Genomic DNA, 20,778 nt, shown 5'->3' with positions numbered 1-20,778 from the left:
TGCGACCCGGGGCGAGGTCCTCAGCCGAAGGCCCGGCTCACCATCCGCTCGAGCTGCTGCTCATCCGCCAGGTCGTGCGGGCGGATCGTCCGGTCCTCGGAGACGAAGTAGAACGCCGCCGAGACGTCCTCGATCGGCACGCCCTGCAGTCGTGACCAGCCGAGGCGGTAGACGGCCAGCTGCACGGCTCGACGCGCCAGCTCTCTCTGGGCCGGCACGGCTCCGGTCTTCCAGTCCACGAGCTCCCAGCGGCCGTCCTCAGTGCGGAAGACGGCGTCGATCCGGCCGCGGATGGTGACCCCGGAGATCGGCGTCTCGATGGGGTGCTCGACCGACCACGGCTGCCGGTTTCCCCACTCACCTGCCCGGAAGGTCTCGGCCAGGCGCGGGAGGTCGTAGGACTCGTCCACGAAGTCGTCCTCCGCGGGGACCTCGTCCAGGTCGAAGATCGCCGAGGACTGGAAGTGGTCCTCGACCCACGAGTGGAAGGCCGTTCCGGCGCGCGCGGCCATGCCTGGGCGACGCGGCATGGGTCGGCGGAACTGCGCGGCGACCGCCTGCGGGTCACGGCCCAGCTCGACCACCGTGGAGGCCGACAGGTGCGAGGGCAGGGCCAGCTCCTGGACCTCGCTGCGGGTCTCGTGGGCGGCCAGCAGGATGCGCGCCTCCTCGAACCAGCGCTGGATCTGCGGATCCCGGCGGCTCTGCTCGGCCTCCAGGCGCTCGATCTCCGCGTGGTCGGTCTCGGACTGCTCGCTCACCCGGTGAGCGGCGGCCTCCACCCGGGCGCGTCGCCCGGCCTGCGGGGCCGGTTGCCTCTGCACGCCGGGCTGATCCGGGTCGATGGGAGCCTGGGCCTGCTCGCCGCGCGTCTCCAGGACCTCAGGGCCCTCGAGGGGGTCGTACGGCCAGGCCGCCCACAGGCGTCGCGACTGCTCGGGGTTCCTCTCGTCCGCGGCGACATCCTCCCAGCCGACGAGCTCGATCCCGTCGATGCTCCGGTGCTGGTCGTCCTGGGGCAGCTCGACCGGCGCGGAGTCGAAGGCCTTCTCCTGGGCGGCCTCCCGCGCGATCTCCAGGCCCTGCTGACCGCTCAGCGGCAAAAGCTCCAGGAGGAAGCGCGACGGCGTCCGCCGCGTGGCGGCCGAACCAGAGAATGCGTTCGAGGACAGGTGCAGGCGGCTCCTGGCACGGGTGAAGGCCACGTAGGCCAGGCGGCGCTCCTCGGCCTCGGCATGCTGGGCGGCATCCTCCTGGAACTGCGCCAGGGAGTCGCTGAGGGCGTCGAGATCCGAGGTGTCCTCGCTCCACTGCGGAAGGAATGCCCGGTCCCCGCGCAGCGGCCAGGGGACGTCCGAGGGGTTCTTGGTCCAGCGGGTGTCCCGGGTCATGGGGAAGTGCGACTGGTTCATGCCCGGCACGTGCACGTGATCCCATTCCAGCCCCTTGGAGGCGTGGACGGTCAGCAGCTGCACCGCACCCCGAGCAGGCTCCGGCGGGGCGGTGTCGAGCTTCTCCTCGCGGGAGGCGATGTCCAGCCACGCCAGGAACGCCCCGACGTCCTGCGTGGCGCTGGCCGAGCTGAACGACGCCGCCAGGTCCAGGAAGGCGTCCAGGTCGCGGCGGCCCTGCGCGGCTCGAGCGTCCGGGCGGGCGGCGACCTCGATGTCCAGACCGAGGGTCCGCTCGATCACCGAGATGATGGTGGCCAGGTCCTCGGAGAGCCAGGTCCGCAGCTCGGCCAGCTCCTCGGCGAAGGCGATGAGTCGCTGACGGCCGGTCTCGCTGAGGCTGCGTCCGGCTCCGGAGATCCAGTCCGTGCGCGGCAGGGTCTCCACGGCCTCCACGAGGGAGGCGGCGTCTACCCGGTCCGGTTCGACCAGGACGTCCTCCTGGGGCGATCCCTGCACCGCGTCCTCAGGGTCGCCTGGCGAGTCGATGTCCTCGATCAGGCCCATGTCCGCCGCAGCGCTGCGGCGCCGCTCGAGGTGCCCGGCCCAGTCGCCGAGAGCGGCGAGGTCGTGGGCGCCCAGCCGCCAGCGGGCTCCGGTCAGCAGTCGGGCCAGGGAGTCCGAGCGACCGGGATCGGTGAGCACCCGCAGCGTGGCCACGATGTCGACGACCTCCGGGACCTGCAGCAGACCGCCGATCCCGACGACCTCCACCGGGATCCCCCGTGCGATCAGCTCGCGGCGCACGGGCTCGAACTGGGAGCGGCGGCGGCACAGCACCGCCGTGGTGGGAAGCTCCTGGTCCTCGCGGACCCGGCCGCGCGCGGCCAGGATGTCGTCCGCGATGGCGACGGCCTCGTCCTGATCCGAGCGGTGCCGGGACAGCAGGACCTGCCCGCGATCTGCCTCTGGGCGCGGGTCCAGGCCGGGGACCTTCTTCAGCCCCTGTCCGGCGCTGCCGGTGCTCCACGGGGGCGGAGTGCGCAGGGGCTCGGCAGCGCTGTTGGCGACGTCGAGGATCGCGGTGTCGTTCCGCCAGGCGGTGGTCAGGAAGGAGACGGCGTCCTGGGGATCGCCGGGGGCCGGGAAATGGTCGCTGAAGCCGAAGAGCTGTCCGGCAGAGGCTCCGCGGAAGCCGTAGATCGACTGCTGGGGGTCCCCGACCGCCATCACGGAATGGCCCTGGCCGAAGAGCTCGGCGAAGATCTTCATCTGCGCGTGCGAGGTGTCCTGGAACTCGTCGAGCAGCACCACGCGGTAGCGCTCCCGCTCCGAGGCGCCGCAGGTCCGATCCTCCTGGGCAAGACGCGCCGCATGGCTGAGCAGATCGCCGAAGTCCATGACCTCGGCCTCCTGCTTGGCCTGCTGATAGCGCTGCGCCATGCGGCACAGCACGCCGGTGCGCAGCAGGCGGCCCGCGGCTTCCTGGGTGTCCTTGGTGACCTTCTTCTTCTTGCCCCCCGGTCGCGGCGGGGTCTCGAGCATGGCCTGCCCGAGCCGAGCCGTGCGCCGCCGGATCTCGTCGAGGTCCAGCAGGTGCTCCGCGGCGCCCGAGGACAGCGCGTGGACCTGCTCGACCGCCGTGGACATCTTCAGATCGGACGGGACCTCACCGTCCCAGGACTCCACGACCCGCGAGGCGATCTGCCAGGCCTGGGCCGGGCCGAGCAGCGCGGTCTCCGGCTCCAGGCCGATCCGCAGCCCGTAGGTGCGCACGAGCGTGCTGGCATACGAGTGGTAGGTCAGCACCGTGGGCTCGAGCACGGGCGCGGTGTCCCCCTGGCCGGCGGAGGCGCCGCGGTCCGCGTCGGCCGCTGAGAGCTCGGAGGGGTCCTCCGGTCCGGGCACGACGAGGCCCTTGGAGCGCAGCACACCCAGTCGGCCCCGCACGCGGTCGCGCAGCTCACCGGCGGCCTTGCGGGTGAAGGTCACGCCCAGCACCTGATCCGCGCGCACGATGCCGTTGGCCACGAGCCACACGACCCGGTCGACCATGGTGGCGGTCTTGCCCGAGCCGGCACCGGCGACCACGAGCCGCGGGGTCAGCGGCGCGGCGATCACCTCCGCCTGCTGCTCGGTGGGCCTGTTGCCGCCCAGCGCCTCCGCCAGCTCCTGGGGGCTCCAGCGCGGCTCGACGCCCAGGTACGGGTGCGGGGATCCATCGCCCTTCATCGCCCCGGGTCCTGCAGCGCAGACCCCGGGCTCCGACGCCCCGGCGGGCGAGGACGACGCTGCGGACTCCGGTTCGCCTGACCACGACGCATCCTCGGATGACGACGTCTGGGGGCGGGAGTCGTGCTCGAAGGCCATGCCGGGCTCCTTCTGGGTCTGGTCGTGGTTCGGCTCGTGCGGCGAGCGGCCGCTGGAGGCGGCGGAGACGCTCATTCGGTGACCTGCCGTCCCTCGGCGCACAGCGGGCAGATCTCCGGGAGGCTGCAGCCGATCCCGCCGTGGCCCGTGTTCGACCCTGCGGTGTGACTGGCCAGGAAGCGGTCCCCTGCCACCAGATCCGCAGCGGCCGAGACCAGCTCGCGGACCTGCACGCCGCCTTCCTCGGTGAGCCCGTCCTGCAGCTGCGTGCTGACGTTGACCCTGTCCACGCCCAGCTGGACCAGCAGCGCACCGCCGGGCAGATGCTGAAGGGGCCCTTCCCGCAGCACCAGGGGCTCGCTCGGCTCCGGCTTCAGCCCTTCCGCATCCGTGCTCTGCCGGATGCCGCGCTGCTGCTCCTCGACCATGGCCTGACCGGCACCGGCCGCCAGCGCCGCCTGATAGGCCAGCAGCTGAGGATGCTCGGGCAGATCCTTGGTGGCAGGTGCGCTGCGCCCCGTCTTGAGGTCGACCACCACGAAACGGCCCTGGTCATCGATCTCCAGGCGATCCACCCGACCGCGCAGCAGGGCATCGCGGGCGCGGCCGTGGATGAGGACCTGGAAGCCCCCCTCCACGAGGGCCAGGCGGCGGTGCTCGTCCTTGCGAGCCTGGATCACGTACTGGGCGAATCTGCGCAGCATGGTCTCGGCCCGCTCCTTGAGCAGGTCTGATTCCCAGGTCTCCGGCAGCCCGAGCTCCCTCCACCTGCGGTGGATCTGCGCCGCGAGCTGATCGCCGGTGCCTTCTGGGGACTGCTCTGCGATCGAGTGGACCAGGGTGCCGACCGAGCGCGCCGCATCCGAGGCCTCCTCGGCACGAGCCGTGGCCACATACCAGTCCAGCGGCGAGCGCTGGATGGTCTCGAGGCGCGAAGGAGACAGCGGAACCGGCTGCTGCGGGTCCAGGACCTCCTGCGTGGACGACAGCGGCAGCAGGCCCCACCACTGGTGCGGGGCCGCCCCGTCCACGGGCTCGGGCGAGGAGGCGAAGCGGTGCAGCAGCTGTGCCGCCGCCTCCCTCTGCTCCTGCGAGGCCGTCCCCTGCTGGAGCACCCGGCGCAGCTCGGCGGTCAGGGCCCGCAGCGTGGGAGGACGCGGCGCGGTGTGCACGGGACGTGCCCGGTGGGCGGCCTCCGGGTGCAGCGAGGGATCCCACGGATCCACGATGTCCAGGAACTCCGAGGGGTTCTCCTCCTCGGAAGACACGGCCGTGGCGATCAGCTCGCGCGAGGCACGGGAGACGGCTGTGGCGAACTGCCTCAGCTCGTCGTGGCGGACCTCCGTGAGCCGGGCGGCGGGGCTGGCCTGAGCGGCGACCTCCACGCCGAGCTCGACGGCGTCCGAGAGGCGCTGGGCTCCCAGCAGCTGCCCACGAAGCGTCGTGTTGGGCCACCTGCCCTCCTGGAGGCCCGCGATGAACACGACCGGCCAGCCGCGACCGGCTGCGGTGGCCGGAGTCATGATCTCCACGGAGGCCCCCGTGGGGGCGCGGGCGGCGAGGGTGTCCATGGGCAGGTCCTGATGCTCCAAGAAGTCCAGGAACTCCTGCGACCCGGCTCCCGGGCGGTGATCGGCGAAGCGCTCGGCCGTGCCGAACAGCGCGACCACGGCATCGAGATCGCGATCGGCCCGCTGGCCCTCCGGACCGCCGGCCAGGGCGGTGCGCTGCCAGCGTCCTGCCACTCCGGAGGCCTCCCACAGCGCCCAGAGGACCGTCTCGGCGGTGGCCCCGTCGGCACGCAGCGCGGTGCGCCCGGCTTGGAGCATCCGGGCGACACGACGCGCCGGGGCGGCCCTGACGCCTGCATCCTCCATGACGGTGGGGTCCAGCAGCGCCTCCACGAGCAGCTGGTCCGAGCTGCGTCCTCCGCCGCTGCGCAGCTCGTGGGCTCGCAGGCGCTGGCGCAGGCGGCGCAGGTCCATGGCCGAAGCGCCTCCGATCCGGGAGCTGAGCAGCTCGACGGCCTCGTGCGCCTCCAGCACGGCGCTGCTCTGCGCGGTCCCCTCTCCCGTCTCCGAGGCCCGCGGCGCGTCCGGGGCATCGGATCGCAGCGATTCGGGGCCCGGCTGCTCGCGCTCCAGCTCCTGATCGTGCTGGGCCGCCGAGCGCTCCGCCACGATCAGCCGCAGCGCGGACAGCAGGGGACGCACCGCGGACTCATCCCGGACGGGAGTCTCGGCTGCCGAAGTGGTCACCGGCACTCCGAGAGCCGTGAGGTGGCGCTGCAGGGACTGCAGGCGATCGCTCGAGCGCACGATCACGGCGATGTCCTGCAGCGCCACGCCCTGCAGCAGATGGCGCTCGAGGATGGCGTGGCCGATCCAGCGCGCCTCCTGCGCGGCCGAGCCGAGCAGGACCGCCTGCGGCAGCTCTTCCGCCTCCGGATCGCCCCCCGGCGGCACGGGACGAGGACGGCGGGCCCCCAGGGCGGTCTCGAGAGCGGGGATCCGCTGAGCCGCGCGCTGCCAAGCCAGCTGGATGGCCGGGGGCATGCGGTGCCCGGTGCCCAGGACGCGACGCGTGAGGGGCCGCTGCGGGGTGCCCAGGCGGTCGTCGAGTCCGCGCAGCAGGTCCGGGCGAGCACCGCGGAACCCCTGCACGACGGTGTCCGGCGACGCCGCGATCACGACGTCCCGGCCCCGGCACAGCACCTCCAGCAGACGGTGGATCGACGGCGTGGCCTCCTGGAGGTCGTCGATCACCACGAGCTCGAGCCGCTGCTGCTCCCGGTGGAGGAAGTCGGGGTGCTCCACGAGGACCCGGCAGGCCTCGCTCACCAGGGCCGCGGGGTCGAAGGCCTCCGGCATGCGCAGGCGGCGCACGCGCAGGTACTCCCGGCGCAGCACGGAGGCGGCGATCCAGTCCGGTCGCTGCATCTGGTGCCCCAGCTGCTCGAGGTCCTCCGGGGACAGCCCGTGCTCGCACACGCGGTCGAAGAGATCGCGGACCTCCTGGCGGAAGCCGCGCGTGCCGACGGCCTCCGAGAGATCCGGCGGCCACACGACGGCGGCGCCGTGGCCGCTGCGGTGACCGGCCATCAGCTCCTTGAGCAGGACGTCCTGCTCCGGTCCCGACAGCAGCTGGGGCGGCTGCTCGACCCCCGGCAGCAGTCCTTCCGCCTGAGCCCGGCGCAGGAGGTCGAAGGCGTAGGCCTGCCACGCCCGCACCGGCGGAGAGGTCATGGTGGTGGCCGCGGTGGCGGTCAGCGTGTCCCTGGCGCGGGCGGCCGCGGCGCGCGACGGGGTGAGCACGAGCAGCCGGTCCGCGGGCAGGCCCTCGCGCAGCCTGCGGGCGGCCAGCGAGAGCAGGGCCGTGGTCCGGCCCGTGCCCGGCGCCCCCAGCACGAGCTGCGGGCCGCAGCCGCCGGCCAGCTCGGCGATCTCCCGCTGATCGCGATCCAGGGCTGAGAGCTCCGGGAGCACGAGCGAGCTGCGCTCGGCCGGGACCAGGCGCCAGGCCGAGCGCGACGCGGAGAGATCGACGACGGACTCGGGGGGATGCGACGGCCGCTGCTGGGACATGACCACATCGCACCACAGCGCTCTGACAGCACAAGGCCATCTCGGGCGGCAGGTGCGCCGCGGCCCCCGAGGCCCCGACCTCAGCGGCATCGGCATCGCCATCGGCCGCATCGCGCCGGAACAAGCCGCCGGCCCAGTGCTGTCGGAGCGGCTCCGTACGGTGTCGGCATGGCCAGCAGACCCGATCCGTCCAAGCAGACCGATCCGCTCTTCGATCTTCCGACCCCGTCGGGCAGCAGCCCGGCGAGCCCCTCCCAGCCCGAGGCCCAGGAGGCCCAGCTGTCGCTGTTCGACACCCCCGCGGCATCGACCGGTGCCGGGGATCGACCGAGCGCACCCGCCGCGAGCGCGGCGCCCGCCGATGCTGTGGCGCCGCGATCCGACCACAAGGCACGGGCCCCGCAGGACCCTGGCACCCCCTGGACCGAGCTGCCGCGAGCGGCTTTCGACCTGGAGACCACGGGCAAGGACGCCCACGAGTGCCGCATCGTGACCGCCTCGCTGCTGCTGATCGATGCCCGGGGCGAGATCCTCCAGCGCTGGGACTGGCTCGCAGATCCCGGCGTGGAGATTCCGGAGGGCGCTGCGGCCGTGCACGGCATCTCGACCGAGCACGCTCGCGAGCACGGCCGTCCGGCGGCGGAGGTGGTCCCGGAGATCGTGGCCGCCGTCGCCGATCTGCTGGAGCGCGGGATCCCCGTGCTGGCCTTCAACGCGTCCTACGACTTCACGGTCCTGGCCGCCGAGGCCCGACGCCACGGGCTGCAGGCCCCGGAGGCCTTCCCGGTGCTGGACCCCTACGTGATGCACAAGCACGTGCGGGTGAGATGGCGCGGCAAGCGCACGCTGGTGGCTCTGTCCGAGGCCTATGAGGTGGACCTGGAGGAGGCGCACACCTCCGGGGCGGACGCCCTGGCCGCCGAGCAGGTCGGGCGTCGTCTGGCCGAGGAGTTCGCCGAGCTGCGCGTGGGCGCCCCGCAGATCCACCGGCAGCAGATCGAATGGTCCGCCGAGCAGGCCGCCGACTTCCAGGAGTTCCTGCGCAGCCGTCGTCAGGACCCCAGCATCGTCATCGACGGCACCTGGCCGGTGCGCGACCTGCAGGGATGATCCCAGCAGGACTGCCGCAGGTCGGGTTCCCGCAGTAGACTTCGGATTCCCCGTCGGCCTTCCGGTCGACAGCAGAGCACAGGAGGTTCCCATGGGACTCGGTGACAAGATCAGCAACAAGGCCGAGGAAGCCTCGGGCCAGGCCAAGCAGAAGCTCGGCGAGGCCACCGGCGACGAGCGCCTGCAGGGAGCCGGCGAGCAGCAGGAGAACTCCTCGAACCTGAAGCAGGCCGGCGAGAACCTGAAGGACGCCAAGGACAACGTCCTGGGCGACAAGAACTGACGCGTCGCCGACGCACAGCGCCCCGGTCCGCTCCGCGATGCGGAAGGGACCGGGGCGCTGTCATGTCCGTGAAGCTGGGCCCGGAGCCGATCAGCCCTGGACGGGCTGCGCCTGGGCGGCAGCCTCGGCGGCCTTGGGCAGCGCGTCGATGATCCGCTGCATGGCGGTCTCGTCGTGCGCTGCGGAGAGGAACCAGGCCTCGAACACCGACGGCGGCAGGTACACGCCCTGCTCCAGCATGGCGCGGAAGAACGGCGCCCAGCGGTAGACCTCCTGGGACTTGGCATCCGCGTAGGTGCGCACCGGGCGCTCCGAGGTCCCGAAGGTCACCGAGAACAGCGAACCGGCGTTCTGGATCGAGTGGTCGACTCCTGCGGCGGACAGCGCCGAGGAGACTTCGCCGCGCAGCTGCTCGGAGAGACGGTCGATCGTCCGGTAGCAGTCGTCGTCGGCCAGCTGCAGCGTGGCCAGCCCGGCGGCCATGGCCACCGGGTTCCCGGACAGCGTGCCGGCCTGGTAGACGGGGCCGGTGGGGGCCAGGTGCTCCATGATCTCGCGGCGCCCGCCCAGTGCCGCCACCGGCAGACCGCCCCCTATGACCTTGCCGAACGTGAAGATGTCCGGCTCCCAGCCGCCTTCCTGCGGCGAGGTCAGGCCCCAGTAGCCGGCGGGGTCCACGCGGAATCCGGTGAGGACCTCGTCGAAGATCATCAGGGCCCCGTTGGCCCGGGTGATCTCCCGCAGGCCCGCGTTGAATCCCGGATCCGGCGGGACCACGCCCATGTTGGCAGGGGAGGCCTCGGTGATCACGGCGGCGATGCGCCCCTCGTGGGCGGCGAAAGCCTCGCGCACGGCGTCGAGGTCGTTGTACGGGAGTACGAGGGTCTCGGCCGCCGTGGCCTCGGTGACGCCGGCCGAACCGGGCAGCGACAGGGTGGCCACACCGGAGCCGGCCTCCGAGAGCAGCGAGTCCACATGGCCGTGGTAGCAGCCGGCGAACTTGATCACGAGGTCGCGTCCGGTCACGCCGCGGGCCAGGCGCAGTGCGGTCATGGTGGCCTCGGTGCCGGTGGAGACCATGCGGATCTCATCCAGCGCCGGGACGCGCTGCACCAGGTGCTCGGCCAGCTCGGTCTCACCGCGCGTGGAGGCGCCGAAGGACAGGCCCTTCTCGACGGCAGCGTGCACGGCCTCCAGCACGACCGGGTGCGCGTGGCCGACCAGCGCCGGTCCCCACGACCCCACGAGATCGACGAACTCGCGGCCATCGGCATCGGCCAGGTACGGCCCGCGAGCCGCGGAGATGTACGGCGGGGTCCCCCCGACGGAGGCGAACGCGCGCACGGGCGAGTTCACCCCTCCGGGGATCACGCGGCGGGAGCGCTCGAAGAGCTCTTCGGAGACGGTCATGGGGTCCTTTCGGAAGCGATGTCTCGAAAGCCGGCGGCGGCGCGGCTGGGCGCGGCCGATGGCTTCCGCTGTGGTCGTCGTGTCGTCTGGGGCCTGTCAGCTCAGGCCGTTGTCCTCGCGCCACCAGCGGGCCAGGTCAGTTGCGAAGTAGGTCAGCACGGTATCGGCGCCGGCGCGGATGATCGAGAGCACCGACTCCTGGGCCGCACCGCGGCGGTCGATCCAGCCGTTGGCCGAGGCCGCCTGGATCATCGCGTACTCCCCGGAGATCTGGTAGGCGGACACCGGCACCGGCGACTGGTCGGCGACCTCCCTCAGGATATCGAGGTAGGACATGGCCGGCTTGACCATGACCATGTCCGCACCCTCGGCCAGGTCCAGCTCGAGCTCCCGGAAGGCCTCGCGCCGGTTGGCGGAATCCATCTGGTAGGTCTTGCGATCGCCGGTCAGCGCCGAGTCGACGGCCTCGCGGAACGGGCCGTAGAACGCCGAGGAGTACTTCACGGCGTAGGCCAGCACCACGGTGTCCTGATGACCGGCGGCATCCAGGGCGTCGCGGATGACGCCCACCTGCCCGTCCATCATCCCGGACGGGGCCAGCACGTGGGCCCCGGCCCGGGCTTGGGCCACGGCGGCCTGCGCGTAGATCTCGAGAGTCGCATCGTTGTCGACGCGGCCCTGGTCGTCCAGCACGCCGCAGTGCCCGTGGTCGGTGAACTCGTCAAGGCACAGGTCGGCCATCACCAGGAGGTCGTCGCCGACCTCGTCGCGGACCTCGCCCAGTGCACGGTTGAGGATCCCCTCGGGATCGATGAGGCCCGAGCCCCGGGCGTCCAGGATGGCCGGGACGCCGAAGATCATGATGCCGCCGAGCCCGAGCTCGACCGCCTCGGCGGCCGCACGGCGCAGCGAGTCCATGCTGTGCTGCACCACCCCGGGCATGGAGGCGATCTCGACCGGCTCCTGCAGCCCCTCCTTCACGAAGACCGGCAGGATCAGCTGCGACGGGTGCAGGCGGGTCTCGCGCACGTGGCGGCGCATGGTCTCGGACTGGCGCAGGCGCCGCGGGCGGTGCGGCAGATCGACGCTGAAGCGGCGGCTGCGCGGAGTCTCGGCTGCTGCGCTGGGATCGATGCGATCGTTCATGTCATTCCTCCTGTGCTGATGGGGCGATGTCCTGGGGTGGGGCGGGCCGCCGGCGCCCCGGCGGAGCGGCCACGGCCCGCTCGAGTGCTTCGATGAGCCCGGACGGCGCCGTGGACTCGGCCACGACCGCCTCGAGGCCCAGTGCGACGACGGCGGTGTGCGTGGGCTCCCCGATGGCCGCCAGCGCGGGCGACGGAGCCCGCACGAGTCCGTCTGCCAGCGCACGGACGGTCGACGGGGCGGTGAGGATCACGCCGTCGATCGCGCCGGCTGCCAGCTCCGAGCGGGCCTGCTCGACGGTGCGCACCGGATCGTGCTGCCCCACGGGTGCTGCGACCAGGGGATCCTCGGCCGGCCACGGGGCCATCCGGTAGGCGTCGCGGCGCCGCACCTGCCAGCCGAGCTCCTGCAGCCCGCGCGTCAGCTCGGGCGAGGCCGCCGCCGATTGGGGCAGCAGCACGGTGCCGGGGCGCACCGGGGCGAGGGCCGTGTCCGGGCCCTCCGGCCGCCCCCAGGTCTCGAGCAGCCCGGCGGCCGAGGCCGTGCGATGGGGCTGCAGATGAACGGGCACGGCATGGCTCTCGAGCTCGGCCGCGGTGGCCGGTCCGACGGCTGCCACGCGCAGCCCGCGCTCGATGCCGGGCTCCAGCAGCTCCCCGAGGCCGCGCCCGTGCGTCTCGAGCCCCAGACGATGCAGGGCGCGCACGGTGTTGGCCGAGGTCACCACGAGCCACAGCGGCTCGGCCCGATCCGGGGATCCATGGCAACCTGCGGCCGGTGCCGGCGAGCGGCCCTCCGTCCAGCTGCCGGGGGGCACTGCGGGCCTCGGCCCCTGCACCGCCGCCTCGAGCAGCTCGTACAGGTCCTGGCGCTGCCGGCCGGTGACCGGCTGCGCCTCCTGGACGGGCACGAGCACGGGCTCGGCTCCGCGCTCGCGCAGCAGCTCGAGCAGCTCCGCCGCCCGATCCGGGGTGCGAGTCACCAGCACGGACCGGCCCCGCAGCGGGCTGTCTCCGCAGCGGGACGGGTGCTCCTGCCCCTGCCCCGCCGGCCCTGGCCGGCCCGGGCGCGGTCCCGAGCCTGCCGCCCCGGACGCAGGGGGCTGCGCGCAGGCTCCCCCGCTCGGCGCGCTGAACCGCGCCGAGTCCCGGGACGGGGAGGCCGTGGGCACCGTGCTCAGGCCAGCCCCGCCAGTCGGGCCGCGCCGTCGGCGAGCAGGCCGTCGCCCACGCGGCGCCCGAGCTCCCGGGCGGCGGCCGTGGACAGCTCGTGCGAGGCCTCGGTGCGGCGCATGACCTCGGCCCCGTCCGGGGAGGCCACGGCGACCCGCAGCGTGAGCATGCCGTTCTCGACCGTGGCCAGCGTGCCCACCGGTGCGGCGCACCCGGCCTCGAGCCGTGCCAGCAGCGCGCGCTCGGCGGTCACGGCCCAGCGGGTCTCCAGGTGGTTGATCCGCGCCAGGCCCTGCAGCAGGTCGCTGTCGAGCGCGTCCTGCCCGGGGCGGGCACGCTGCGCGGCGACGGCGTCCTGTGAGGAGCCGGAGGCCTGCTCGGCGAGCTCTGGATCCCTCTCGAGCACCTCGGTGCGGATCTCGAGGGCCAGCGCCCCCTGTCCGGGAGCGGGCAGCACGACCGACGGGTCCAGCGCCTCCGTGATGTGCGCCTGCAGCCCCAGTCGGCGCAGGCCGGAGGCGGCCAGGACCACGGCGTCGAGATCGCCGGGGCCCTCGGGATCCAGCCCGGCAACGCGCGCCAGGCGGGTGGGGACGTTGCCCCGGATGTCCACGATCTGCAGGTCCGGGCGGGCCAGCAGCAGCTGAGCGGCCCGTCGGGGCGAGCCGGTGCCGACTTTCGCGCCGTCGGGCAGCTGCTCGAGGCGCAGGCCGTCGCGGGCGCACAGGGCGTCGCGGGGGTCCTCGCGCTCAGGCACCGCGCCGATGGACAGGCCAGGGGTGGGTGCCGTGGGAAGGTCCTTGAGGGAGTGCACGGCCATGTCCACGCGATCCTCGAGCAGCGCCACGCGCAGAGCCGCCGCGAACACGCCGGTCCCGCCCAGGGTCGCCAGCGATCCTGTGAGGACATCGCCCTCGGTGCGGATGATCTCCAGCTCGTGGGAGACCCCGGCGGCCTCGGCCACCCGGTCCGCCGCCCAGGTGGTCTGGGTGCGGGCCAGCGCGGAGCCGCGCGTGCCCACCCTCAGCACGGCGGCCGGCTGCCGCTGGTCCTCGGTGCGCTCTGCCTCGCTCATGTCCTGGCCTACCTGATCGGTCTCGTGGGGCTGCCCGCTCATGCGCGCACCACCTGGCCCGTCTCGTCGAGACCGACCGGGATCGGCTCTCCCTCGGGCCTCTGCGCGATCGTGGGTCGCGGCTCGGTGCTGCCGCGCAGGATCTTGACGCAGCAGTCGGCGGGGCAGTCGTCGAACCAGGTGCCGTCGCTGCACGCGGAGGACCTGGGCTCGCCTGAGCGCCCGGCCATGCGCTGCTCGATCAGGTCCGCGAGTCCGGACACGAACGCCGGATGGGTCCCCGGAGTCGGTGTGCGCGCAAAGCCCAGGCCGCGCTCCTGCGCGGTCTCGCGGGCCTCGGTGTCGAGGTCCCAGAGCACCTCCATGTGATCGGACACGAAGCCGATCGGGACCACGATCACGGAGCCTGCGCCGTCATCCGCCGCCTGCTCGACGGCATCGTTGATATCCGGCTCGAGCCACGGCATGGACGGCGGACCCGAACGCGACTGGAACACCAGATCCCAGCTCAGCGACTCGGGCAGAGACAGCCCCTCGTCCTGCAGCCGCGCCCGAGTGCGCTCCATGACCTTCCGCGAGGCCGCGAGCAGCTGATCCGCGTAGGCCGAGCCGGTCGCGAAGCCCTCCCGCATGGTCTCGGGGCCGGCGGCCAGGGCGTCGGTGTCCGGCACGGAGTGGGCGGCGAACAGGATCCTGAGGGGACCGCGCTCGGCACGCTGGAGCAGGGCCTCGCGCAGCCCGTCGACGAACGGCTCCAGGAACCCGGCCATGTCGAAGTACTGGCGGATCTTGCCCACGACCATCTGCTCGCCGAGCCCGGTCTGCTCGAGGGCCACTCCCCAGTCCTCGCGGTACTGCCGGCAGGACGAGTAGCCGGAGAACGCGGAGGTGGCCAGCACCAGGACCCGACGGCTGCCCTGGTCGTGCAGGGACTGCAGGACATCGGCGACGTAGGGCTCCCAGTTGCGATTGGCCCACGTGATGGGGGTGTCGATCCCGCGCTCGCGCAGCTCCTGCTCGAGCGCGCCCAGCAGCGCGCGGTTCTGCGCGTTGATCGGCGAGACCCCGCCGTTGGCGCGGTAGTGCCCTGCCACGGCCTCGAGCCGGTCATCGGGGATGCCGCGGCCCCGGGTGACGTTGCGCAGGAAGGGGATGACGTCGTCCTGGCCCTCCGGGCCGCCGAACGACGAGAGCACGATCGCATCCCAGTCCGCGGGCTCCTGCGCTCGGGCCCGGGAGAGCTGCGGCGCCTGGGCCGGGTGCGGCCAGGAGTCCACGGCGCGACCGCCGGGGATCGTCACCGCCGACGGCGCGAGCTCGGGCTCCTGCGGCACCGGGGCGCCTCCTCGCGCGGTCATCGCAGCACCTCGGCCAGGTCCGCGGTGCTCACTCGCCGACCGGTGTAGAACGGGGTCTCCTCGCGCACGTGCAGCCGGGCCTCGGTGTTGCGGAAGTGGCGCATGACATCCACCAGGTCCACCAGCTCGGGGGCCTCCAGGGCAAGCATCCACTCGTAATCGTTGAGCCCGAAGCAGGCGATCGTGTTGGCCAGCACCTGCGGGTAGTCGCGGGCCTTCATGCCGTGGTTGCGCAGCATGCGCGAGCGGTCCTCGGGATCCATCCAGTACCACTCGTACGAGCGCACGAACGGGTAGACGCAGACCCAGGCCTCCGGGGCGACGCCCCGGGCGTAGGACGGCGAGTGGTTGGCCGTGAACTCGGCCTCGCGGTGGACGCCCATGGCGGCCCAGACCTGGTGGGTGCCGGCCAGCAGCGCGGTGCGGCGAGCGCGGCGCAGGGCCAGCTGCAGGGCCGCGGGGTCCTGGCCGTGCAGCCACAGCATGATGTCGGCGTCCTCGCGCTGACCGGAGACGTCGTAGGTGCCGCGGACCACGATGCCCTCGGCCGCCAGCTGCTCGACGAGGGCGTCGAACTCCTGGACGGCGGCCGTCTCCTGCTCGTGGGTCGGCACGGTGCGGTCGTTGTCGCGGGCGTAGACGGACCAGACGGCCCAGTGCTGGGTCCCCTGCTGCTCGACGTCCTGGGACTGCTCGGTGCTCTGAGCGGACATGTGCGTTGCTCCTCTCGTCGGGCTCCGATCGGAATCGCCCGATCGGCGTGCTGTGCTGTGGTGCGCGGGGCTCAGACCCCGTGCGCTGCTGCCTCTGCGGGCGGCGGCTCGGTGACCCCGTGCTCCTGCAGCACGCGGGAGATCTCCCGGCGGGTGTCCGCCACGACGGCGACCAGCCCGGTGCCGGAGAGCCACGAGCCGACCGCTGCGACGTCCTGCATCTGCGCCACGGCCTGGCGGAAGGCTGCGACCTTCTCGGCGTGCCCGGCCGACGGGCGGGCCATGGCCTGCTCCCAGCGCACGACGTCGCCGTCGACCAGGCAGGAGTGCGGCAGCTCGACGCCCAGCAGGTGCGAGGCATCGCGCATGGCCAGGGTCAGCAGCTGGTCGTCCTTGAGCTGCAGCTCCGGCGAGGCCGTGCGCCCCGAGCTGTCGACCCGCCCGTAGGACAGGCGCAGGACATGGCGTCCGTCCGGGAGGGACTCGCGGACCCAGCCCCATTTGGCGCTCACATGCGTGAGTGCCTTGGCGCGGACGTGCGGGACGTCCTCGGAGACCAGGATGCCTGTGCCGCGGGGCGCGGCATCCAGCTCGGGCTTGTCCACGACCAGCGTGGCCAGGGCGATCTGGGGGCCCAGCTTGGGCTGGAACTCGGAGATCTCCCGGGACTGTGCCCCGAGCAGGCGCACGGCCGTGGGGCCGTCGGAGGCCAGGACCAGCAGCTCGCCGCGGGCGATAGCGGACTTGTCCCCGAATTCCGGCTGGCGCTGCAGGACCATCCAGCCGGGACGGCGCGGATCCCGGTCCACTGCCAGGACGTCGTAGCCGAGCACGAGCTTGACCTCGCGCTGCTTGAGGTCCTCCACGAGGGCCTCAGCCAGAGTGTTCATGCCTCCGCGCAGACCCGCGACGTTGCCTCCCGGAGGTGCTGCCCGGCGCAGGGAGGCCGCCGCGCCGCTGAGGCTGCCGTGCTCGCGCAGGGCCTGGCGCATCCCCGGCGAGACGGTGTCCAGGTCCAGGGCGTCCGGGTGGGCGGAGTGCACCCCCATGGTGAAGGGGGCGACCATCCTCTCCAGCACGGCGGTGCCCATGCGCTGGCGCACGAGCTCCCCTAGGGTGCGCGCCTGCGCCCCGACCCTCGCCGGGCGCTTGAGGTCCGCGCGCGCCCGCCACAGCCCGAAGCGCCCCAGGGTCTCGGCCAGGCCGGGCTCCGAGAGGTCGCCGGGGATGCCCAGGATGCCCGTGCGCTGCGAGGGCCGGGGGCCGTCCGGCAGGGCCGTCCAGGAGCCCAGGGGCTCAGGGGAGATGATCCGATCCCCCAGCCCGAGCTCCCGGGCCAGCTCGGCGACGGCCTCCGAGCGGGTCGCGAAGGAATCCGCGCCGGAGTCCAGCACGAGGTTCTCGACCAGGTGGGAGCCGACGGAGCCGCCGAACTGGGGGCGGGCCTCCACCAGGGTGACGCGCAGCCCGGCCGCGGCGAGATCCCGCGCGGCGCACAGGCCCGCGATGCCTCCGCCGACCACGAGCGCGGAGCGCAGCGGTCCTCGCGCGCGCTGCTGGCCCGAGAGCCCCGACACGGTCTGCTCCACCGCTGCACGTCCTTCCTGCACTGGTGCGCCTGCGCCCAGGCGCCTGCTGATCCGAGTTCCGCTGCGGGGACCGGCCGGTCCGCGGATCGACGACCGCCGGCCCTCATCTGCTTCCAGGATGCCACTGCGCACCGACAACGCAGCCGCCGCGCGGCCACCGCCTGCAACCAGCCCCCTGCTCAGCCGTCGGCGGGCCTGGGCGCCGGCTGCTGGTCGTGGATGTAGGAGACCAGGTCCGTGAGCACCTGGGGATCGGTGCTCGGCGGGACGCCGTGGCCCAGGTTGACCACGTGGCCTGCGGCCTCCGCCCCGGCCGTCAGCACCTCGTCCACGTGGCGGTGCAGCACCTCCGCGGGGGCCGGAAGCAGGGCCGGGTCGATGTTGCCCTGCAGGACCGTGCCGTGCCCGACCCGGCGCACGGCCTCGCTCAGGCTCAGGCGGTGGTCCACGCCGACGGCCTCGGCCCCTGCATCGCGCATGGCGGCCAGCAGATCCCCGGTGCCCGTGCCGAAGTGGATCCGCGGGACCGGCAGGTCCGCCACGGACTCCAGGGCCGCCGCCGAATGCGGGGCCACGTGCTCCTGATAGTCCCGCAGCGACAGCGATCCGGCCCACGAGTCGAAGAGCTGGACGGCCGAGGCGCCGGCCTCGACCTGGGCGCGCAGGAAGGCGCCCGAGGCGCGCGCCGCCCACGCCGCCAGCGCCTGCCAGGCCCCGGGATCGGCATGCATCATGGTGCGCGGGCGCAGATGATCCCGCGACGGCCCGCCCTCGACCATGTAAGCCGCCACGGTGAAGGGCGCCCCCGCGAAGCCGATCAGCGGGGTCGCTCCGAGCTCGGCGGTCGTCAGCCGCACCGCCTCGCGGATGGGCTCGAGGGCCTCGTCGTCCATCTCGGGCAGGGCATCGATCTCCGCAGCGGTGCGCACCGGGTGCTCGAGCACCGGGCCCTTGCCGGGGACGATGTCCACGCCCACACCAGCCAGGCGCAGCGGGACCACGATGTCCGAGAAGAAGATGCCGGCGTCCACGCGATGGCGGCGCACGGGCTGCAGCGTGATCTCCGCGGCGAGATCGGGCCGCAGGCAGGCGTCGAGCATGGCGGTGCCCTCGCGGACCTGCTTGTACTCGGGCAGCGAGCGTCCGGCCTGTCGCATGAACCAGACGGGGTGCGAGGCAGCGCGGCGCCCGGTCAGCTCCCGCAGCAGCGCCGAGTCATGGGTGCCGGCGCTGCGCAGCGGGTGCTCCGGTGCAAGGCGCTCGAACCCTCCGCGGAAGCCGTCGGGGGCCGTCTCGTCCGTGAGCGGCCGGGTCGCTGCAGTCTCGGCTCCGGAGGTCTGTGCTGCGTGGGTCATGGCTCCCATTGTGCCCTCCGTCAGCATGCTGGTTTGGCGACGAGACGTCTGCACGGCCCCCGCAGCCAGGAGGTGGTCCGCGCCACCGGTGCGAGCTTGCGACCGCGCGGTAGGATGAGGGGATTGTGGTCCTGTTCTCCTTGGTGGCATCCCACCGCACCGTTGATCTGAGCACCGTCGCGCGTCTGGCCGACGGTGCTGCCAGCGCTCCCCTGGAGCTCGGCCCCACGGCCGGGCTGAGCGGCTCCGTCTCGCTGTCCACCTGCAATCGCCTGGAGATCTACGGCGAGCTCGACGACAGCACCGGCGCCGCCGGCATCGGCCCCGCCCGCGAGGCCCTCGCCCGGCTGCTGGCCGAGCGCTCCGGAGTGGCCCTCGAGGACGTCCTGGAGTCCATGGACCTGCACGTCGACGAGGACGCCGCCCATCACCTCTTCACCGTCGTCTCGGGGCTCGAGTCGGCCGTCGTGGGCGAGCGCGAGATCACCGGGCAGGTGCGCCGCGCGCTGATCGATGCCCAGCGAGGCGGCACCGCCTCCGGCGGGCTCGTGCGCCTGTTCGAGGAGGCCGCCAAGACCGCCCGAGAGGTCGGCACCAGCACGAGCCTGGGCGAGCGCGGCCGCTCGATCGTCTCGGTGGCACTGGACCTGGCTGACGACGTCACCGACGGCCGCTGGCCCGAGCGCCGCGCGCTGGTCTTCGGCACCGGCGCCTACGCCGGGGCCACCATGGCCGCGCTGCGCGACCGCGGCTGCGCCGACATCGAGGTCCATTCCGCCTCGGGACGAGCAGAGGCCTTCACCGCCAACCGCGGCGGAGCCCCGGTTCCCGTGGACGGCCTGCGCGAGGCCCTCGAGCGCGCGGACGTCGTGATCGGCTGCTCCGGAGGATCCGAGCCGCTGTCGGCCGATCAGCTTCCCGAGGGCCCGCTCACGGTGGTCGACCTGGCCCTGTCGCGGGACTTCGATCCCTCGGTCGTGGACCTGGACGGCGTCGAGCTGATCACGCTCGAGTCGGTCAAGCTCGCGGCCCCCGAGGCCACCGAGGAGTCCGTTGCCTCCGCCCGCCGCATCGTCGCCGAGGCCGCCAAGCGCTTCCGCGACCGCCGGTCCGAGCGGGACATGGACGCTGCGATCGTGGCGCTGCGCAAGCACACCATGTCCGTGCTGGACACCGAGCTGGAGAAGGTCCGCCGCCAGCACGGCTGCACCGCCGCCGCCGAGGAGGTCGAGTTCGCCATGCGCCGCATGGTGAAGTCCCTGCTCCACGAGCCCACGGTCCGCGCCCGCCGCATGGCCAAGGAGGGCCGCGCAGAGGACTACCTGACCGGGCTCGAAGCCCTGTTCGGCCTGTCCGTCGATCTTCCCGAGCAGGCGACGCCCGTGCGCGCCGAGCCCCTCGAGACCCCTGCCCCCACCGGTCCCGGCTCCTCCCCCAGCGACGCGGCAGGGACCACGGACCCCACCCACTGCGGCCGCGGCCGCACCGATCAGCGAGCCGAGCCGACCCCCGGGCCCCGCACGCACCACGACGCGGCCGACGGCCACAGGCAGCTGCCCCGCGCCGCTGGCTGAGCCCAGGAGCCCCATGCCCACACCCCGTCCTCGCACCACCCGTCTGCCCAAGGAGCAGCGGCGCCGCCAGCTGCTGCAGGTCGCCCTCATCGTCTTCTCGGAGCGCGGCTACCACGGCGCCTCCATGGAGGAGATCGCCGATGCCGCCGGCGTCTCCAAGCCCGTGCTGTACCAGCACTTCCCCGGCAAGCACGATCTCTACCTGGCGCTCGTGGAGCACAGCCTGGAGCGCCTCGGCGGCGACCTGCTCCAGGCCCTGCAAGGCGCACAGGCCCGCGAGGGGATCACGGTCAACCGCGCGCGCGTCGAGGAGATGCTGCGCGTGTACTTCGACTTCGTGGACTACGACCCGCAGTCCTACAAGCTGATCTTCGAATCGGACCTCATGGCGGATCCGCAGATCGGCGAGCGCTTCGAGGACTTCCACATGCGCGTCGCCGAGGGCGTGGGCAGCGTCCTGGGCCCGAACACCGGAATGAGCCAGGACGCGGCCGTCATGCTCTCGCGCTCGCTGACCGACATGGTCCAGACGGGTGCCGGCTACTGGTCGCGCCACCGCGACCTCATCTCCCGCGAGGAGGCCCAGCTGCTGGTCTTCCGTTTAGCCTGGGGCGGAATCGGAGTGCTCGACGAGGACTGGAAGTGACC

General features: G+C 73.1%; 14 protein-coding genes. 4 read left to right on the top strand and 10 right to left on the bottom strand.

What is annotated here, in order from left to right:
* Positions 1 to 20: 20 nt before the first annotated feature.
* Complete coding sequence (locus FFS25_RS03900) at positions 21 to 3,836, bottom strand: ATP-dependent helicase (protein WP_137801984.1); 3,816 nt, start codon at positions 3,834 to 3,836, stop codon at positions 21 to 23.
* Entirely contained in the window at positions 3,833 to 7,345 is a 3,513-nt protein-coding gene (locus FFS25_RS03895) for a UrvD/REP family ATP-dependent DNA helicase (protein WP_249933761.1), read from the bottom strand. Before FFS25_RS03895 ends, FFS25_RS03900 begins: the two co-directional genes overlap by 4 nt.
* Before the next feature lie 168 nt (positions 7,346 to 7,513).
* Here FFS25_RS03895 and FFS25_RS03890 point away from each other — a divergent pair, with 168 nt between their 5' ends.
* Both FFS25_RS03890 and FFS25_RS03885 read left to right on the top strand, forming a co-directional pair.
* Positions 7,514 to 8,455 carry a 3'-5' exonuclease gene (locus tag FFS25_RS03890; RefSeq protein ID WP_349654410.1) on the top strand — a complete coding sequence of 314 codons (942 nt, stop codon included), beginning with the start codon at positions 7,514 to 7,516 and terminating at the stop codon, positions 8,453 to 8,455.
* Positions 8,456 to 8,546: 91 nt separating this feature from the next.
* Positions 8,547 to 8,738: a CsbD family protein gene (locus tag FFS25_RS03885; RefSeq protein ID WP_006215798.1), complete on the top strand. Its 192-nt coding sequence runs from the start codon at positions 8,547 to 8,549 to the stop codon at positions 8,736 to 8,738.
* 90 nt (positions 8,739 to 8,828) lie between these two features.
* Here the strand turns inward: FFS25_RS03885 and hemL are convergent, their stop codons facing one another.
* The 8 genes from hemL to hemE form a co-directional block, all read right to left on the bottom strand.
* Positions 8,829 to 10,148, bottom strand: coding sequence for a glutamate-1-semialdehyde 2,1-aminomutase (gene hemL / locus FFS25_RS03880; protein ID WP_137801982.1), 1,320 nt, complete (start codon positions 10,146 to 10,148; stop codon positions 8,829 to 8,831).
* 96 nt (positions 10,149 to 10,244) lie between these two features.
* Positions 10,245 to 11,294, bottom strand: a complete 1,050-nt coding sequence (hemB, locus tag FFS25_RS03875; protein WP_082676928.1) for a porphobilinogen synthase — start codon at positions 11,292 to 11,294, stop codon at positions 10,245 to 10,247.
* A 1-nt stretch (position 11,295) separates the two neighbouring features.
* Positions 11,296 to 12,282: a uroporphyrinogen-III synthase gene (locus tag FFS25_RS03870; RefSeq protein WP_171004086.1), complete on the bottom strand. Its 987-nt coding sequence runs from the start codon at positions 12,280 to 12,282 to the stop codon at positions 11,296 to 11,298.
* 188 nt (positions 12,283 to 12,470) lie between these two features.
* Entirely contained in the window at positions 12,471 to 13,541 is a 1,071-nt protein-coding gene (hemC, locus tag FFS25_RS03865) for a hydroxymethylbilane synthase (RefSeq protein ID WP_024290893.1), read from the bottom strand.
* A gap of 38 nt (positions 13,542 to 13,579) precedes the next feature.
* A complete protein-coding gene (locus FFS25_RS03860) occupies positions 13,580 to 14,899 on the bottom strand; it encodes a ferrochelatase (RefSeq protein WP_137801980.1) in 1,320 nt (439 codons plus the stop codon).
* Entirely contained in the window at positions 14,896 to 15,612 is a 717-nt protein-coding gene (hemQ, locus tag FFS25_RS03855) for a hydrogen peroxide-dependent heme synthase (protein ID WP_137801979.1), read from the bottom strand. Before hemQ ends, FFS25_RS03860 begins: the two co-directional genes overlap by 4 nt.
* A 71-nt stretch (positions 15,613 to 15,683) precedes the next feature.
* Complete coding sequence (gene hemG, locus FFS25_RS03850) at positions 15,684 to 17,201, bottom strand: protoporphyrinogen oxidase (protein WP_137801978.1); 1,518 nt, start codon at positions 17,199 to 17,201, stop codon at positions 15,684 to 15,686.
* Positions 17,202 to 17,380: 179 nt separating this feature from the next.
* Complete coding sequence (gene hemE / locus FFS25_RS03845) at positions 17,381 to 18,565, bottom strand: uroporphyrinogen decarboxylase (RefSeq protein ID WP_137801977.1); 1,185 nt, start codon at positions 18,563 to 18,565, stop codon at positions 17,381 to 17,383.
* A gap of 116 nt (positions 18,566 to 18,681) precedes the next feature.
* Here hemE and FFS25_RS03840 point away from each other — a divergent pair, with 116 nt between their 5' ends.
* Together FFS25_RS03840 and FFS25_RS03835 are read left to right on the top strand one after the other, a co-directional pair.
* The gene (locus FFS25_RS03840) at positions 18,682 to 20,130 is read left to right on the top strand and encodes a glutamyl-tRNA reductase (RefSeq protein WP_137801976.1); all 1,449 of its coding nucleotides are present in this window, start codon (positions 18,682 to 18,684) and stop codon (positions 20,128 to 20,130) included.
* Positions 20,131 to 20,143: 13 nt separating this feature from the next.
* Positions 20,144 to 20,776 carry a TetR/AcrR family transcriptional regulator gene (locus FFS25_RS03835; RefSeq protein WP_137801975.1) on the top strand — a complete coding sequence of 211 codons (633 nt, stop codon included), beginning with the start codon at positions 20,144 to 20,146 and terminating at the stop codon, positions 20,774 to 20,776.
* Positions 20,777 to 20,778: the final 2 nt, after the last annotated feature.

Origin of the sequence: Kocuria sp. 2SI (genome assembly GCF_005502825.1) — a bacterium.
GTDB classification, from domain to species: domain Bacteria; phylum Actinomycetota; class Actinomycetes; order Actinomycetales; family Micrococcaceae; genus Kocuria; species Kocuria palustris.
The sequence above is the reverse complement of the archived record's forward strand: the minus strand, read 5'-3'. Positions and strand labels throughout refer to the sequence as shown.